The sequence below is a fragment of the Spirosoma pollinicola genome (genome assembly GCF_002831565.1).
In the GTDB taxonomy this organism is placed as follows: Bacteria; Bacteroidota; Bacteroidia; order Cytophagales; family Spirosomataceae; genus Spirosoma; species Spirosoma pollinicola.
In genome coordinates, this window is record NZ_CP025096.1 from 3,113,550 (window position 1) to 3,129,792 (window position 16,243).

The window sequence follows — 16,243 nt, forward strand, 5'->3', positions numbered from 1 at the left end:
GGTAAGCGTTTAAAACTCACCAACGCGTTAATGTTGAATAATCAATTTTTGAACGACGGATCGCTTATCGGCAAACAGTCGGATTAAATATAGGCCATCAGGCAGATAACTCAAATCTAACGTTTGTTGCCCTCGACTTGGTTCGAGCGTAAGTAACAGCCTGCCTGTGCTGCTTGTAACATCCAGTTGGGTAAGGGGCAGATTGCCCCAGCGAATAAGACCCGTTGTTGGATTCGGGTAGGTTTGTAAAGGAGCCAGCGGTTCGGGTTCAGGAATGGCGGTTACGATGGTATCGGGTTTAGCCCCCATAACAGGACGCAGCATAAATGCACCATGTATGTTCAATGAGGCCGACGCTAAGTTCTGATCCCAGTTGCTGCCGCCATTATAGAAGATCTGCGAACCAAACGGGCTGTTTTTATCAAAGCCTAACCGAAGCAAAGACGTATCGGCATTGCTAATCTGCTGATAGCCAACATAGAACGTATCCTTTACCGAAACGCTTTTTGTGAATTTAAACTCAACAAATTCATTGCGGGATGTGGGGTACTGGGTTGAGAAAGACTGTTGATAAATAGCCGTACCCGGCTTACCGGCCCGGTTATTATAGACACTGATCACGAAGGGCTGCCCGCTCTGATTAGTTGTAAACGGCACGATACACGCTTTCACACCCCCAATAGCATCGGGTTTGCTCAGGATAAAGCGTACCGCCACTTGTTCGCGCTGCCTGATCTGTTGCGCATATTCCCAACTGCCATCGTCGTAGGCATAGTAATTATCCAGAGCCGCCACAGCAGAAATGGTATCGTTCTGGCGAAAATCAATTCCCGGAATTGGCGAAATCGTGTTATTGTCAGCCGTACGCACGTCGATTTTATAGCGCAATAACGCTTTAGTGGCCGAGCCAAAACTTTTGATGGGTGTGGGCTTCGCCGTTTTCTGCTGTGGCCTTAAAGGCAGTGTAGCCACGGTTGCCGTTTGCGGGTCATTCTGTAATAGCTGGCCCGACACGTCATCACGCACAGTAAAGTTAAAGGTGGTAAAAATCAACCCGCCCAAATTATTCACATCGGTTGTCACCGAATCTGCCGTTGCCAGCGTGGGGTTGACCAGATACTGCGACAGCGGCATGGCTGTATACTGTTTAAAAAAGGGCGTAAGTTGTTTCCTCGCACCAACATCCTGTATTGTTTTGTCTGTTGCCGAACGGCCTCGATTCAGGTAAATATAATCAATGTGCCAGGTATCGAAAGGCCCCGACTCACGGCCAAACGAGCGAAACCGAAACGCGAATTTAGCGTGAAAGTAACTCGGTTTTACCTGAACGAGAACCTGACGAAACAGGCTATCCGATTGGCCACCCATTTGATACCATACATTCGTCCAGGTACCATCGACGCCTATAAACTGAAGCGTTAACGAATCGCCCGGTTGAATAACCAGGGTGTCGATATGAACTATCTTCGTAACGCCGTTTACAACCAGCGTTTTATCATAAGGTCTAGTCACCGCTCCCGGCAGCAGGTTTGTTGTATCGGGCTGCGAGATTTGTATGACACTAGGGTCTGGCAACTCCCCTAGTCCTTTAGCCTGCCAGTAAAAGCTCATGTAAACAGAATTGATATCTGCCGATGCTATTCCCGACAAGTCGATGGAATTTGATGTCAACGTATCGGTGTAGCCCTGTGCCAAGGGTGTATTCTGCACATAAGGACGTCCATTTGCCCCCAGGCCATCGAATGTAGCCACGTTAACAGTGGGCTGATTGATGGCCATTGTGTTGTTGATGTACACACCCCCGCCGGGTTTCCAACGGATGGGATTAGGCTGATCGAATCCGGGGCGTCCGCTGGCCGTTGAAAAGTCTTCGAAAAAAGGTAGTTTCAGGGGTGCCTGTGCCCTACTCAGGGAGTAAGACAGAACAAAAAATACCAGTAAAAAGCTTCGCACACAACGTCTGGAAAACGGACTATACGGCTGAAAAAATAAAGCAATTCTCATCTGGTATCAGGGCCGGAAGTGGTTTTATTGGTCCGGTTCAATTGGTCCCACGATCCACAAATCCATTGATTCACCAACGCGGATGCGCTCGCCAGACCGGGCTTCGGGCCGTTGCCGAACAACCGTGCCAACTTCCTTCTCTGGGTCCTCAACGGAAATTTTCGTGCCAACTTTTAAGTTCGAGCCGCGAATGGCGGCTTCAGCTTCATCGAGGGGCAACCCTACAACGTTCGGAATCTCAAACATCGTACTTCCCAACCCGTCACCAACTTCAAGGTCGATCTGGGCACCCTTTGATATTGGCGTTCCCGGCACAATTTCCTTACCATTATAAAGCTGGCGAAGTACCGCGTTCTTGGCAACATCGGGCACATAAGTAGGCGGCCCGCTAACCAGGTCGAGCGACTTCAGGTTCAGTTGCGCACTCCGGAGTGTCAGACTAACCAGGTTGGGCATCTGCACCATAGGCGCTACACGCTTGGTAATAGTCAGGTATATTTTACGGCCCTCTTTCACCTTTGAATTAGGCCGTGGATATTGTTGAATGACCGTTAAGGGTTGAGCGCCCGCCACAAATGTACAGTCACTTACTTCATAACGCAGGTCGCGATCATCGAGCAGGTTCTCCATTTCATCCAGACTCAGGCGGGTTACATCGGGCACGGTGATTGTTTGTCCATGATTCGTTGTAAACGGCAGATAGATAAAGAAAAACGCCAGAAATAATACAGCCACCAGGGCTACTATAATGCCAATATGAATCAACAGATCAAAAAAGGAGCGGGTGCTGATTTTAGCCATCCGGGATTGGTAATTCGTGGAGTTTATGGACTACACTACGTTCATTTGGTTTACTAATGTCACAAAAGTAGCAGAATACGCCACCGCCTACCGATAGCCCGCCAACATTTTTTTAAGGTATTTGCCCACAATGTCGAACTCTAGATTGACGACATCACCCACTTTCAGGTTCCGGAAACTGGTGTGTTCGTAGGTATACGGGATAATCGTCACCCGGAAACGGTCAATTTCTGAATTAAAAACGGTTAAACTGACTCCATTGATACAAATAGACCCTTTTTCGACGGTTACATTCTGGTTAGCCGGGTCAGTGCCCGCATCATACTGAAAATCGAACAACCAGCTACCGTTCATATCCTGCACATTAGTACAGATGGCTGTTTGATCGACATGCCCCTGCACAATATGGCCATCAAAGCGACCATTGGCAGGCATACAACGTTCAAGATTGACCCAATCGCCGGGGGCTAGTTTACCCAGATTCGTTTTTTTGAGAGTTTCATCAACAGCCGTTACCGTATAACTCCCGTCGGCAATACTCGTAACGGTAAGGCAAACCCCATTGTGACTGACACTCTGGTCAATTTTCAATTCCGGCGCCAACGCCGACTCAATTCGAAATGTCAGATTCGTACCCTCTGCGTCAATACCCGATACGGTACCGGTGCTTTCAACAATGCCTGTGAACATGATATAGTTAGTAAGTCGATAAGTAAGTCGGTACGTTGGTAACAGAGCCGTCAGCCACTTACTGACTTACCAACTTTTTTACTTACCGACTCATGACCATAAACAGTGAACTGCCAAAGGGCGTTCGGCGAATTAGCGTTTGCTCTGCCCGAACCAGCCGGTAGAGGGTTTCATTGACCAAAGGGTGGGGCAAATACACATCCGATTGTGCTTCTTCGGGCTTGTGCCACCCAAGGGCTAACTGTAACCGCTGCCATTGGCGAACCAGCAAAATTAGCGGAGATAAAACAAAACTCCAGTAGGTAGCGAGGTGAATGTGTAAGCCATTATCAGCGCATACTGGCTTAAAATCGGCCAGAACAAACCGCCGGATTATACCCACCGCCACATCGTGCTCACCCCGAAAAAGCTTGAACGCGTTGTTGTTAGTCACTAAGATCCCATTGGTTCTCAGTCGCCTGGCCAGGGCCGATACTAGTGGGGGCAGCTCGTTGGCCGTGAAGTAGCAAAATACGTCATTACAAATAATAGCGTCGTATTGCCCGTCTGGTTCAAAACTGGTGAGTTCGTTTAGGTTGACAAACGTAACGGAAAGGTTGCGCTCCCGACAAAAAGTAACGGCATCCGTCGATCCATCGAGGCCCCTTAGATTTGTATATCCCTGCCGACGCAGGAAATCCAGCAGACCACCCGTGCCACAACCAGCATCCAGAATCGTTATATCCCGGCGTTGGCCAAAACGATTCTGCAAGGCTTTTTCTACACGTTCGTGCAAACTGCGGTACCACCACAGTTGCCCTTCCAACCGGAACATTTTCTCGTATTCTTCCGAACGTCCAATCATTTTCAGATAGGCACTCACAGCCTTTGAGCCCTTTACTTGAAGCGGGCCTTGATTTTATGACGCGAAGATGAGATTTATGACACAATTTCAGGCAACTGATATCATACAAATCCACCGTTTTTTCTCACGATAGCACGCTGATTTAATTGGATGAATCCAGAGGAGCATCAATATGTTTACTGTGAAGCTGTTTGGACTTTCATACATGAGTTGGTAATAAGCGGTTTTTGTCATCCCGAGGAACGAGGAATCTTCGGTAGGAACAGAAAAATACTACCGAAGATCCCTCGTTCCTCGGGATGATAAAACCACCTAATTCTACTTGAGAAATAAAAGTTTAAACAGGTTCTGAATCAAATCTCAAGAAATCATAAAAACAAGTCGGAATCACCGCCGGGTCACCGAAGCGGTACAGTTCTATTGACCCCTGACAAATGTAAGTGATGAGATTATTGTTTGACCAGGCGCAAGATTCGGGTTGTTGAACCTATTTTGAGGTTGAGTAGATATACGCCTGTGGGTAAATTGCCTCCATCGAGCGTCCACTGGTGAAGTCCCGGTTCCTGCACCTGGAGCCGACGTTCACGCTGTACCAGATGACCGTCTACACTAAATAGCGTCCAGTTGACAGTGCCCGCAACGGTCATTTGACAGGCAACAGTTGCCTGTTCAATAAATGGATTGGGGAATACCCTTATAGTTAGATTAATGTCGGTAAACACAGGGTGAATAAGTGCCTCAAAGCTCGCCGTACCACGAGTTTCGAAGCCGGGTAGCAACTCGACCGACTGCCCGGCCTGATACCGAACACGAGCCTGCTCTCCAATGCGATTGGTAGCCCGCAAATAGTTACCTGTCTCATGGTTTTCTACAACCCCGGCCGCTACAGGCTCAGTCAGCCATTGCTGATCGGCTATGGGTTGAGCCAGCGTGCGAAATGAAATCAGGCAAAGTAAGAGGCAGCAAAAACAGAAATAACTTCGCATTGAGAAGGAGTTAGGGGTGTACAGCATGAGGTGTTTCGAGTCGGCGAATCCGGGCCGTTTTCAGGCGATCCTGCCGACGCAATTGGGACACTTCTTTCTTGAGGTCGATTAGATACAGGGTCAACTCTTCAATTTTTTGCAGCAGGAGCGCGTCCGTACGACCCAGGTCATTGCCCTGCTGCACGATTTCCCTGGCACTGGGTACATTGGGCAAATGCCCCCGTTGCTGTATAAACCCGGCAACCCGTTCCAAAGACGGAAGTTGGTAGCCAGGCTCAAAAACCTTATCACTCCAGTCGGCGGTGCTGGCAACGGCGACTTTAACCCGTTCGGTCAGCAGTCCCTTCGCTACATACAGGCCATAGCCTGTAGGGGTTCGTGTGACGTTACCAATAACAACCCCGCCTACATTGGCATTGCGTAATAACTCACCCTCTGCCGTCCACTTGTCGGCCTGGTGGTTCATAGCGTCAGACGCGCCTAAACTCCCTAGCACGACATTGCCAGACGCGTCGACTGTTAGGAATTTAACGGCATTCAGCGCAACGGCGGGCTGATTGCTGGTCAGGTTTTCTAACCGCAGCCCCGACTGGCCGGTCGTGCCGCTGCTGAGGTATAATCGGGTAGTCGGGGCCGATGTGCCTATACCAACGTTGGCCAGGGGGCTGCCCAATACGATGGCGTTGGAAACAGCGACTTTGGCGTCGGTGCCAATGGCCACGCTGTTGGTTAGGTTGCGGGCACTGGCATCAGCATTACTGCCAAGGAAGATGTTACCGGTGCCGCCTGCGTTAGACAGTCCGGCTGCGCGGCCAAGCGCGACGTTATAATCTCCGTTTACGCCAGCACCAGCACCAGCGTCGGCACCGAGGTAGAGGTTGTGGCTACCGCTGAGCGTATACATACCCGCGTTCGTGCCCAGCATCAGGTTATGGCTACCTGTCGTAATACGTTGCCCAGCCTGTACACCAACCAGCGTGTTGAAGTTGCCGCTGGTTGCTTCGCCACCCGCTAAGTAGCCCAGGAAGGTATTGGCCGAGGTGGTCACATGAGAGCCAGCCTGATAACCGATGAGTGTATTCTGGCTAACCGACAGACTGTTGATAGATGTTTGACCTGCCTGAAAGCCCAGAATTAGGTTGGTGTTCGGTTGGGCACAGAGCCGGGTTTGGCTGAGGCTAATCAGTACTACGAAGAACAGTAATACAGTTTGTATACGCATGGCAGGGAACTGGGCTAAGGATATAACGGGAAGCCGTCATTATCATATTTGATAAGCAAAAGAAGTAAAAAAATAGGCTTATATATCTTTTTAATTATTTATAGATATTTATTTATCTAATTTTTATACTTTTTAGGTGATATAATCCACTAGATCTTCATGATTAACCGGTATTACCCCCGTCTATTGATAGCGCTGGTTACCCTAACTGGCTTATCGGCTCGTGCTCAAAGTGTAACCCATTTTCCGCAAGTGGTCGTTATTGGACCCAATGCGAACACAATTACCGTCCCGACGGCCGGCTCCAACTATAATTTGCTGGTTGAGGGCGGGATTTTAACCGAACACCTTCGGGTAGCCAACCGGACCGGCCAGTATTGGGCCGATTATGTGTTTGCGCCGGGCTATCGGCTTCTGTCGCTTTCGGAGGTGAAACGCTATATCACGCTGCATGGTCATTTACCCGATATGCCTTCGGCAGCAACAGTTAATACTGAAGGTATTGATGTGGTTCAGACCCAGCGGCTCCTGCTGCAGAAAATCGAAGAATTGACTCTGCACGCCATTCGCCAGGAGGCCGCCATTACCCGGCTACAGCGGCAACTACGGCACCGCGTCCGCTCGGCTCACCGTCAATAGCCCCTTTATCGCTCCTCCATTCCATTTATTATGAAACAGGTTTTTTACCTACTGGGTCTGCTATGGACAAGCACCACTTATAGTCTGTCACTGGCAGTACCCGCTACCCATGCGGTTTCGTTACCAGACACCCTGCCCAAGCCAGTTGTGCTGGCTACGGCTACCAATACCGTCAACGTTGATGGCCTGCTGCCAACGGTGACACCCAAATCGCCAACTGTAGCCGCTTTGGGGCGATATGGCGAACACCCCGTAAGTTTTTATACCAGACTGCCAACGATTGAGATTCCGCTCTGCGAGTTTACGGTAGGCGATCAAACGATTCCGATCAAGTTAACCTATCATGCTGCCGGGCTTCGGGTGGGTGAGCTACCCTCGTGGGTGGGTTTGGGCTGGAGCCTGCAAACAGGGGGGATGATTACCCGCAATGTGCTAAGCCGCCCCGACGAGCAGAATGGCTTATTGGGAAAGGCGGTTGATGACCCTAACAGCTTTTACAATTCAACTTGTGTAACAGTCGATACCGAGTTTCGAATTGCCCAACTGGCGGATAATAATGTGGACGGCCAGCGGGATGTATTTTCCTACCGTACGCCCTCGGGCAGTAATAGCTTTATGCTGCTGCCGGGTCAGCCGGGTTATGCCTTTTTACGGGCTGAGCGGACACAGATTCTGCCCGCTACGGGGCTGAGCTCCTTTACGATGGTGGCTACCGATGGCATCCGCTACCGGTTCAGTGACCGGGAAACCACAAACCCTAATGCAACGGGCAGCAACCCTGTTGCGGCCTACACCTCAGCCTGGCACCTCAGCGAGATCATAAGTGCTACCAACAACGACCGGGCCGTTTACACCTATTCCAGCCAGCAGAACCAGAGTTCGGCCTCCGACCCGCAGTTTACCTGGGTTATACAGGGGAATTTGTATGAAGCAGTAGCGGGTGGCTCTGGGGTTACAACTGGCATCACGTCCCGGACAACCCGAAATTCTCAATCAACGGTACAGGCCATTTTTCCAACTCAGATTGACTTTCCGGGGGGGCGTATACAGTTCGTAAGAATGCCCGGCGCGCGGGCAGACGGAACACTGGCCCTGGACTACGTGGATCTACTGGGCTACGATGTCACTTCGAGTACTTACAAGCTGGTCAAGCGATTCGATCTGGTATATGCCAATCAGAACGGGAGTGCGAACACCCTGGGTGGATTTCTTTCTAAAGTAAATTTACTGGCTAACGATGGTAATACGATCATTGGAAGTTACGGTTTGACCTATAACCAGACGGTTATCCCCGCGTCGGGAAGCCTGGCAAAAGACTTTTGGGGCTACTTCAATGGCCAGATCACGAATAACACACTTATCGCCAGTAAACCATTTACTTATTACCCATCCGCAAGCGTTCCCATTGCCGCAACGATACTCATTGGCGATGCGACCAGAACGGCGAACGAAACCCTGATGCAGGCCGGGATACTGACCGGTATTAGCTACCCAACGGGTGGGCTGACTCAGTTCGACTATCAGGCGCATCGATATTTGGACAACACAGTAACCCCAGCGATACAGGTGCTAGCGGGTGGTTTACGAGTCTGGCAGGTTCGATCCTATACTGGGCCCGGCAATTTGGCCACAACACGGCGGTATACCTATGGTGCTGGTGAAACAGGAAATGGCTCCTATCGGTCGTTAGCGAGAACTACTTATCAGAACAATATAGCCCTTGAATCTCGCCAGATAGGCTCTTTTCTTGACTTTAGTTATGTTTCGTATGTTTTTAGTTCAGCTTCTGTTTTTCCGTTAACTCCCGAAGAAGGTGCCCCCGTTACATATCCACAAGTGACAGAATACCGGGAGGATGGCGCGGGGGGTAACCTGGGCAAAACGATCTATACGTTTCGGGATGCGGCTTCGGATGCCGGGCTTCAACTTGGCAATGGGCGTAGCTTTTACACCAGCAAAAGCTGGGACCGGGGGCAACCCCTAACGACTACGGTACAGGACGTGGCCGGTAACCTTAGAAGTCGAATAACCAATGGGTACGCTGGTCTGGCCAGCGGCACCAGTACTCAAATGGCTGGATTACTGGTGGTGCGTACCCTTCAGCAACTAAATGTGACGGGGGGCATAGGTAACTGCCTGGCGCCCAGCAACCAGTATCGTTACATGACCTATCCGTATCAGTATGGCCTGACGGTGCCCACCAGCGCCATCAACGTGCAGTACGATGACGACAATTCGGGTAGGTTTACCCAAAGCACCGAGCAGACCGATTATGACCCTACGCTGTATCAACCCCGCGAACGCCGGACGCTGGCCGAGGGGGGTATTGTACTGGGAACCGAATACTACTACCCTCAGGATTATAAAACCATTGCCACCTCGGTCACTACAACAGAACTGCTGGGAATGCGGACTCTGCAGGATCGAAATAGCTACAAACCTATTGAAACGGTCCATTTTCGGCGCGAAACCCTAACGGCAGCCAAAGATTATAAAACGGGGCAACTGATGACCTACGCCCCCTTTACCCTCAATAGTCAGCCAACGGCTCTGCTCAAACAAATCTATGTAATGGAATCGGTGCCGGGAACATTCACCAATGCCCCTTATGTCTCCTCCCCCTCCCGTTATACGGCTGCGGGCGGAGGAAACTCGTTTCCCTACACCCAAAAGTCCACTATTCGACTCCTGATGGACACTTACTCCGCCACGGGCTACCTGACCCGCTATACCCTGGTTGGTGGTGCCAGCACCTCCTTTCTCTATAATACCTATACCCCCACCGGTGGGGTGCCCTTTTCGGTGGTGAGCAGCCAGACCACCAACGATGCCCTGCCCACGACCCAGACAACCACCTACACCTACCGGCAACCTCTGCTGGGACCCGCCAGCCTGACCGACCCCAGGGGCGTTACTACCAGCTACCAGTATGATACATTCGGCAGGTTGCTGACAATCAAAGACAAGGATGGCTACATCCTTAAAAACTATTCCTACCACTACCCCACCGGCCAATAATGTCGCAACCGCTATCCGTATTCCATAGGCCACAGGCCAACAGGCTCCGCTACTATTACGCTGCACTGGCCCTGCTCCTGGGCGGGCTGCTAGCCCCCAATGCCCAGGCGCAACTAACACCCACAGCGACCTACCCCTATGTGCTGGAGCAAACGCCCCGCACGCCACAAACGGCCGTAAGCCGCACATCCCCCTATACCGATGTGCCAGCTACCATTCAGTACACCGATGGCCTGGGTCGTCCCCGTCAAACCATTCAGGTGCTGGGCGCGGGCAATGCCGGGCTTGATGTGGCCACGTCCTTTATCGAGTATGACTCCTTTGGCCGACCTATGCAGGCCTATAAACCTATGCCCGGCCTCAACCAGGGCGGCAGTGTCTGGGGGCCTACCAGTATGACCCTTACGGGTCAGCAACGGGTTTTTACAAAGACACCCATCCGTTTGATCAGACCTATTACGACAACTCGCCACTGGATCGACCCAGTAAAGTGATTGGGGCAGGGGTAGCCTGGCGATTGGGCGACAATGCAGTAAAAACCAGCTACGGGGTGGCCGTGGCCAATTCGGTGATCCGCTTCAAGGCCGACCTGGTAGCCAATAAACTCTACGCTCACCCGGCTTCGGGCAGCGGCTCGGTGGAGTACTACCGGGCCAACGACATTGCCCGGCGGGTACTGACCGATGAACAGTATAATGTCAGCGTCGAGTACACCGACCTGCAGGGGCGGCTTATCCGGCGCGATGTGCTGACGGGTGCCCCTCTAAACCAGACCCTCACCACCGCCTACGTCTATGACAGCTATGAGCGACTGGCCGCCGTGATTCCGCCCAAGCTCTATGACTATTTACTGAGCAATAACCTGACAACGGATTTTCTGCTCTTTACCGATGCGGGCTTTACCCTGCCCAACCCGGTGTTTAAAGAGAACGGCTACGCCTACCAGTACGACGCCAGGGGGCGGCTTATCCGCAAGCATGTGGCTTCGGCAGGCTGGACCTACCTGGTCTACGACAAACAGGACCGGCTGGTGATGAGCCAGGACGAGCAGGACCGACCCTAGGGTAACCCCCAGAACAGCACCTTCTGGCGCTATACCAACTACGACAGCCAGCACCGCGTGCTCAGCACGGGACGCACCCTACTGGCCACCGATGCGGCTACCCTGCAAACGGCCTTCGACGCCCTGACGGCCAATACCTATCCGGCACTGGTGCCCAACAATGCCGCCGATGTGCTCACCCAGAACGTCTACGACACTTATACGGGCAATCCCCTGCCTTACCTCACCACCAATCCCGTGCCCCTGGCTACGCCCTTTCCCTCGGCCACGGCCCCCAATGCCAAAGGCCTGCTGACCTACAGCTATCGGCGCGATTTGTTACCCACCGCCAGCACCTATGCTTCGGCCTACTGGTATGACGACAAAGGCCGTATTGTGCAGAGCCGCAGCCAGAACCACCTGGGCGGCACCGACCGGACCGATAACCAGTTCCGCTTCAACGGCGAGCTGCTCAAAACGGTGCTCACCCACAGCCTGGGCAGCGGGGTGCCCCTCTCGCCCATTACCAAAAGCTTTACCTACGACCACTGGGGGCGGCCCCGCTCCATTACCCACACGCTGGGCACCAACAGTCCGGTGGTGCTGGCCTCCTATGCCTACGACGGCATTGGGCGACTGATTCAGAAACAGTTGCAGCCCCCCTCCACCGGGGGCGGTGCCCGGCTGGGGGCTACCAGCCTGAGCATTAGCCGGGTGGGGAGTCTGACCCCCGCCTTATCGGCCCTGCCGGTGCAGGATGTGGCCCCGGCCTTTATTGACCTGAAACCGGGGGCGGCCTACCTCGACCTAAGCTCACCCAGCCAAACCGTGAGTGGCTACGAAGCCCGGCTGGCGGCCACCGCCGGGGCTTTGCAGGTGCTGGATTACAGCTACACAGTGCGGGGCTGGCTTCGGGGCATCAATGCCGCCGACACCATCAACCCGTATGCCAATGGTCGGGGCGATGTGTTTTACCTGGCCCTGGACTACAACCAGATCAACGGCACCTTCAATCGCTATGATGGCAGCATTGGCCGCATGCGCTGGGGAGCCAACCGGGACTACTTCTTCGGGCGGGTTTATGCCTACGGCTACGACGGAGCCGGGCGGCTGAGTGGCACCGAGTACACGGGCAACACCGGCGAGGACTACAAAGTGAGTAACCTCACCTATGACCGGAACGGCAACCTGCTCACCCTCAAACGGGGCGCCAGCGGGGGCATCGACCAGTTGAGTTACAGCTACAACTCAGGCAACAGCCTGTTGAGCGTAACCGATGCGAGTGCCAACACAGCGGGTTTCTCGGATGGCAACAAAACCGGCAACGACTACGCCTACTGGCCCGATGGCAGCCTGAAGAGTGACCTCAACCGGGGCATCAGCCAGATTCAGTACAACCTCCTGAAGCTGCCCAGCCAGATCAGCTTCAGCAGTGGCAAGGTGGTCAGTATTCGGTATGATGCGCTGGGCACCAAGCTCAGCCTGAGCAGCACCGTGGGCGGAGCCACCACCCTGCGGGACTACGTAGCGGGTGTGTACCAGTACCTGACCCCAGCGGGGGGCAGCCGGGCGTTGGCTGAGGTGGCCCACGAGGAGGGGCGCTACACCCCGGCCAGTGGCTACGAGTATTTTCTCAAGGATCACCTGGGCAACACGCGGGTGGTGCTGGGCCAGAGTGGGGTCACCCAATGGTCGGATTATGATCCCTGGGGTTGGGAGTTACCGGCCCTGAGCAGTGGCACCAGCACCAACCGGCTCAAGTTCAATGGGCAGGAGAGTCTGCCTGAGATTGGGGTGGGCATACAGGACTTTGGGGCCCGTTTGTATGATGCCACCATTGGCCGTTGGGGCGTAGTAGACCCGCTAGCGGAGATCAGCCGACGGTGGAGTCCGTTCGTATTTAGCTATGACAACCCCATGCGGTTCGTGGACCCCGATGGCATGGAGGCCACGGACACTAAGACAAGCATGGAGTATACCTATTCGGATGGCTATTCGACCCAGAGTTCTCGGAATTCATCGGCATCCATTGGTTATAGCGGACTAGGGGCGTTTATCGAGCGTGGAGGTGGTAGCAACAATAACGGACAAACTCAGAGCGATGATGGGCCAGGCAAGAATATACAGACAGACGCGCCCAATCAAGCTGCGGCTTCGGTTGCGGGAGGAGCCGTCAGCCTAGGCCGAGCGGCAGGTACATCTATACTGGGTCGAATATTAACAGGTGTTGGCCGTTTTTTCGCTTCAGGAGCAGGTTTGGTAGCTACTTTGCCGATTACTTTAGTAGGAGATGTCACAAGCCCTAATGACGAGGAGAAGCCAGTAATTTTATATCGAGGAGTGCATGTGGGGCATCCAGACTATGCTAATGCGTTAAAGGGCAAAGCAGTTCCTTATGGAATTAATGGAGGCCACCAGAGTCCAGAGCAACACTCTGGTGGTAATAACAAGAGTATATTTACATCATGGAGTTTAACAAAGTTTGAAGCCCTAAAAAATGCTACCAGTGCTGGTTCTGGAGGTGTAGTTTTAGAAAGGAAATTTTATATTACCAAAGAAGGGGTAATACCTCAATCGGGAGCATGGTTTGATGATGAACTGGAATATCTTGTACTCGGTATTGTTACAGGTGCCAAAGTACAAGTTTTACACTAATTATGTATGGAATTACTGGAACCAGAAAGTGGATCGTTAACAAACGAAGAGAAAGATTTATTAGTCGATTTATTAAAAACAAATGGAATCGTGTCTCCATCGTTATATCAGACTGAGGTAGAATACTATTCAGCCTCATTACGCCACGTTTTTGGAATTTATAAACGAAGACTAACGAACATTTCTCGTGAAGGACGGACAAAGATTGAGCTTGAAACAGTTGTAAAAAATCTTTCAAAGTTTAGTGAAGAGAATATTAAAGTCATATTCTTGCCTTCAGGTATAGGGAATAAACCTGATTTAGTATTTTGTGATATCAACATCAGCTATTTTTTCGGAATAATCCACTCAAAAAAAAATCTCTCAAACTAGCCGGGCGGCTGAGCGGCACCGAGTACACAGGCAACACCGGCGAGGACTACAAAGTCAGCAACCTCACCTACGACAAAAACGGCAACCTGCTCACCCTCAAACGGGGCGCCAGCGGGGGCATCGACCAGTTGAGTTACAGCTACAACTCAGGCAACAGCCTGTTGAGCGTAACCGATGCGAGTGCCAACACAGCGGGTTTCTCGGATGGCAACAAAACCGGCAACGACTACGCCTACTGGCCCGATGGCAGTTTGAGGAGCGACCTCAACCGGGGCATCAGCCAGATTCAGTACAACCTCTTGAAGCTGCCCAGCCAGATCAGCTTCAGCAGTGGCAAGGTGGTCAGTATCCGCTACGATGCGCTGGGCACCAAGCTCAGCCTGAGCAGCACCGTGGGCGGAGCCACCACCCAGCGGGACTATGTGGCGGGTGTGTACCAGTACCTGACCCCAGCGGGGGGCAGCCGGGCGTTGGCTGAGGTGGCCCACGAGGAGGGGCGCTACACCCCGGCGGGTGGCTACGAGTATTTTCTCAAGGATCACCTGGGCAACACGCGGGTGGTGCTGGGCCAGAGTGGGGTCACCCAATGGAATGATTATGATCCCTGGGGCTGGGAGCTACCCGCCCTCAGCAGTGGTACCAGCACCAACCGGCTCAAGTTCAATGGGCAGGAGAGCCTGCCCGAGATTGGGGTGGGCATGCAGGACTTTGGGGCTCGTTTGTACGATGCGACCATTGGCCGTTGGGGCGTAGTAGACCCGTTGGCGGAGGGCAGTCGGCGGTGGAGTCCGTATGTGTTTGGCTATGACAACCCGCTTCGGTTTGTGGACCCTGATGGCATGGAAGCTCAGGACGTGTCGATTTGTCCCACTTGCCCCAAAGGGGCCGAATACGATAAGTATAGGGAAACCCGGCAAGGCCAATCCCATAACGTAAAAATAACAAGCTTACTGAATATCAGCAATTTATTCATTACAGTACTTGCCGTTGTTACTTTTCAGTTATTGAACTGCTAACCTTCTTTTTAATAACATAAGCGGGTAAACCACTGTGAGCCATGAACAACTTACCGAGATATTCGCCCAACACACCTAAAAAAAGTAGTTGGAGGCCAAGCCCTGTCAGGATAGCCCAGACAACAATTCCCCAGCCTTTTATAACAACAATATGGCTTAACCAGCCCACCAACAAGAGTACACCGCTCAGGATACCGACACTCAGCAAAGCGGCCCCCAAAAGGGTAAACACGCGAATTGGCCAAAGTGAGTACCCAATAAATACGTTTAGAAATAAAGAAACGAGCTTTCGTAAGGTATAACTGGAGCGACCTTCAGCACGGGCATTATGTGGTACCTCAACACTACCCACGTTGCGGGTCACCCGAAAAATAAGCCCGTCTATATACGGATAAGGCCCATGATTCCGAACAATTTCATCCACTACCTCGCGCCGAATCAGTTTGAAACTTGACAGATATAGATCTCTTGGTTTATCAATTGAGTAAGTTGTGAGTGTATTAACGATCCAACTGCCCAGATTCCGGAACCAGTGGTGCTGCTTTTGCGCATATCGGCTGTAGACAACATCATAGTTTCCCATTTCAGCTGTTTCTACAAGTGTTAAAATGGCTTCGGGCGGGTTTTGAAAGTCGTCGTCGATCATGACAGCATAGTCCCCATGAGCATGATTCAGCCCGCATAATACAGCATTGAACTCCCCAAAATTTCGGCGCAATGAAATAAACTGCACATTGTCGTAACGTTCCTCAAGCTGCTGGCAAACCATCTCCGACCGATCATTACTCCCGTCGTTGACCAGTATGATCTCGAACAACAGCCCGGCCAAACACGCTTGTAATCGTTCGGTTAAAGGTAAAATCGTCCGTTCGCTATTATAAACGGGAATGACTATGGATAGCTGCATTTTTCAAAGAGTGAACTAGTGAAAGAACAAAAGAGTGAATGAGTGGC

At 52.0% G+C, this 16,243-nt stretch carries 13 protein-coding genes and 1 pseudogene; 7 read left to right on the forward strand and 7 right to left on the reverse strand.

Features of this window, described 5'->3' with window-relative positions:
- Nucleotides 1-27: 27 nt before the first annotated feature.
- The 6 genes from CWM47_RS13025 to CWM47_RS13050 form a co-directional block, all read right to left on the reverse strand.
- Complete coding sequence (locus tag CWM47_RS13025) at nt 28-2,004, reverse strand: T9SS type A sorting domain-containing protein (RefSeq protein WP_100988395.1); 1,977 nt, start codon at nt 2,002-2,004, stop codon at nt 28-30.
- Nucleotides 2,005-2,028: 24 nt separating this feature from the next.
- On the reverse strand, nt 2,029-2,805 hold the full coding sequence (locus CWM47_RS13030) for a PASTA domain-containing protein (RefSeq protein WP_100988396.1): 777 nt from the start codon (nt 2,803-2,805) through the stop codon (nt 2,029-2,031).
- 87 nt (nt 2,806-2,892) lie between these two features.
- Complete coding sequence (locus tag CWM47_RS13035; protein ID WP_100988397.1) at nt 2,893-3,495, reverse strand: riboflavin synthase; 603 nt, start codon at nt 3,493-3,495, stop codon at nt 2,893-2,895.
- Nucleotides 3,496-3,577: 82 nt separating this feature from the next.
- Complete coding sequence (locus CWM47_RS13040) at nt 3,578-4,339, reverse strand: class I SAM-dependent DNA methyltransferase (RefSeq protein ID WP_100993856.1); 762 nt, start codon at nt 4,337-4,339, stop codon at nt 3,578-3,580.
- Between the two features lie 449 nt (nt 4,340-4,788).
- A complete protein-coding gene (locus CWM47_RS13045; protein WP_157815959.1) occupies nt 4,789-5,325 on the reverse strand; it encodes a T9SS type A sorting domain-containing protein in 537 nt (178 codons plus the stop codon).
- 10 nt (nt 5,326-5,335) lie between these two features.
- A complete protein-coding gene (locus CWM47_RS13050; protein ID WP_100988399.1) occupies nt 5,336-6,547 on the reverse strand; it encodes a hypothetical protein in 1,212 nt (403 codons plus the stop codon).
- 159 nt (nt 6,548-6,706) lie between these two features.
- Here CWM47_RS13050 and CWM47_RS13055 point away from each other — a divergent pair, with 159 nt between their 5' ends.
- The 7 genes and pseudogenes from CWM47_RS13055 (at nt 6,707) to CWM47_RS13085 (ending at nt 15,289) form a co-directional block, all read left to right on the forward strand.
- A complete protein-coding gene (locus CWM47_RS13055) occupies nt 6,707-7,186 on the forward strand; it encodes a hypothetical protein (RefSeq protein WP_100988400.1) in 480 nt (159 codons plus the stop codon).
- 30 nt (nt 7,187-7,216) lie between these two features.
- Nucleotides 7,217-10,204, forward strand: coding sequence for an RHS repeat domain-containing protein (locus CWM47_RS13060; protein ID WP_100988401.1), 2,988 nt, complete (start codon nt 7,217-7,219; stop codon nt 10,202-10,204).
- A pseudogene (locus CWM47_RS13065) lies at nt 10,204-10,694 on the forward strand (DUF6443 domain-containing protein); the annotation flags it as partial. The gene CWM47_RS13060 and the pseudogene CWM47_RS13065, both read left to right, overlap by 1 nt.
- Nucleotides 10,695-11,267 carry a hypothetical protein gene (locus tag CWM47_RS13070; RefSeq protein WP_100988403.1) on the forward strand — a complete coding sequence of 191 codons (573 nt, stop codon included), beginning with the start codon at nt 10,695-10,697 and terminating at the stop codon, nt 11,265-11,267. It begins immediately after the preceding pseudogene.
- 57 nt (nt 11,268-11,324) lie between these two features.
- Nucleotides 11,325-13,901, forward strand: coding sequence for an RHS repeat domain-containing protein (locus CWM47_RS13075; protein ID WP_100988404.1), 2,577 nt, complete (start codon nt 11,325-11,327; stop codon nt 13,899-13,901).
- A 6-nt stretch (nt 13,902-13,907) separates the two neighbouring features.
- Complete coding sequence (locus CWM47_RS13080) at nt 13,908-14,273, forward strand: hypothetical protein (protein WP_100988405.1); 366 nt, start codon at nt 13,908-13,910, stop codon at nt 14,271-14,273.
- A 128-nt stretch (nt 14,274-14,401) separates the two neighbouring features.
- Nucleotides 14,402-15,289, forward strand: a complete 888-nt coding sequence (locus CWM47_RS13085) for an RHS repeat domain-containing protein (RefSeq protein WP_157815960.1) — start codon at nt 14,402-14,404, stop codon at nt 15,287-15,289.
- Here the strand turns inward: CWM47_RS13085 and CWM47_RS13090 are convergent.
- On the reverse strand, nt 15,264-16,196 hold the full coding sequence (locus tag CWM47_RS13090) for a glycosyltransferase family 2 protein (protein WP_100988407.1): 933 nt from the start codon (nt 16,194-16,196) through the stop codon (nt 15,264-15,266). The two genes, CWM47_RS13085 and CWM47_RS13090, sit on opposite strands and share 26 nt — an antisense overlap.
- Nucleotides 16,197-16,243 lie beyond the last annotated feature (47 nt).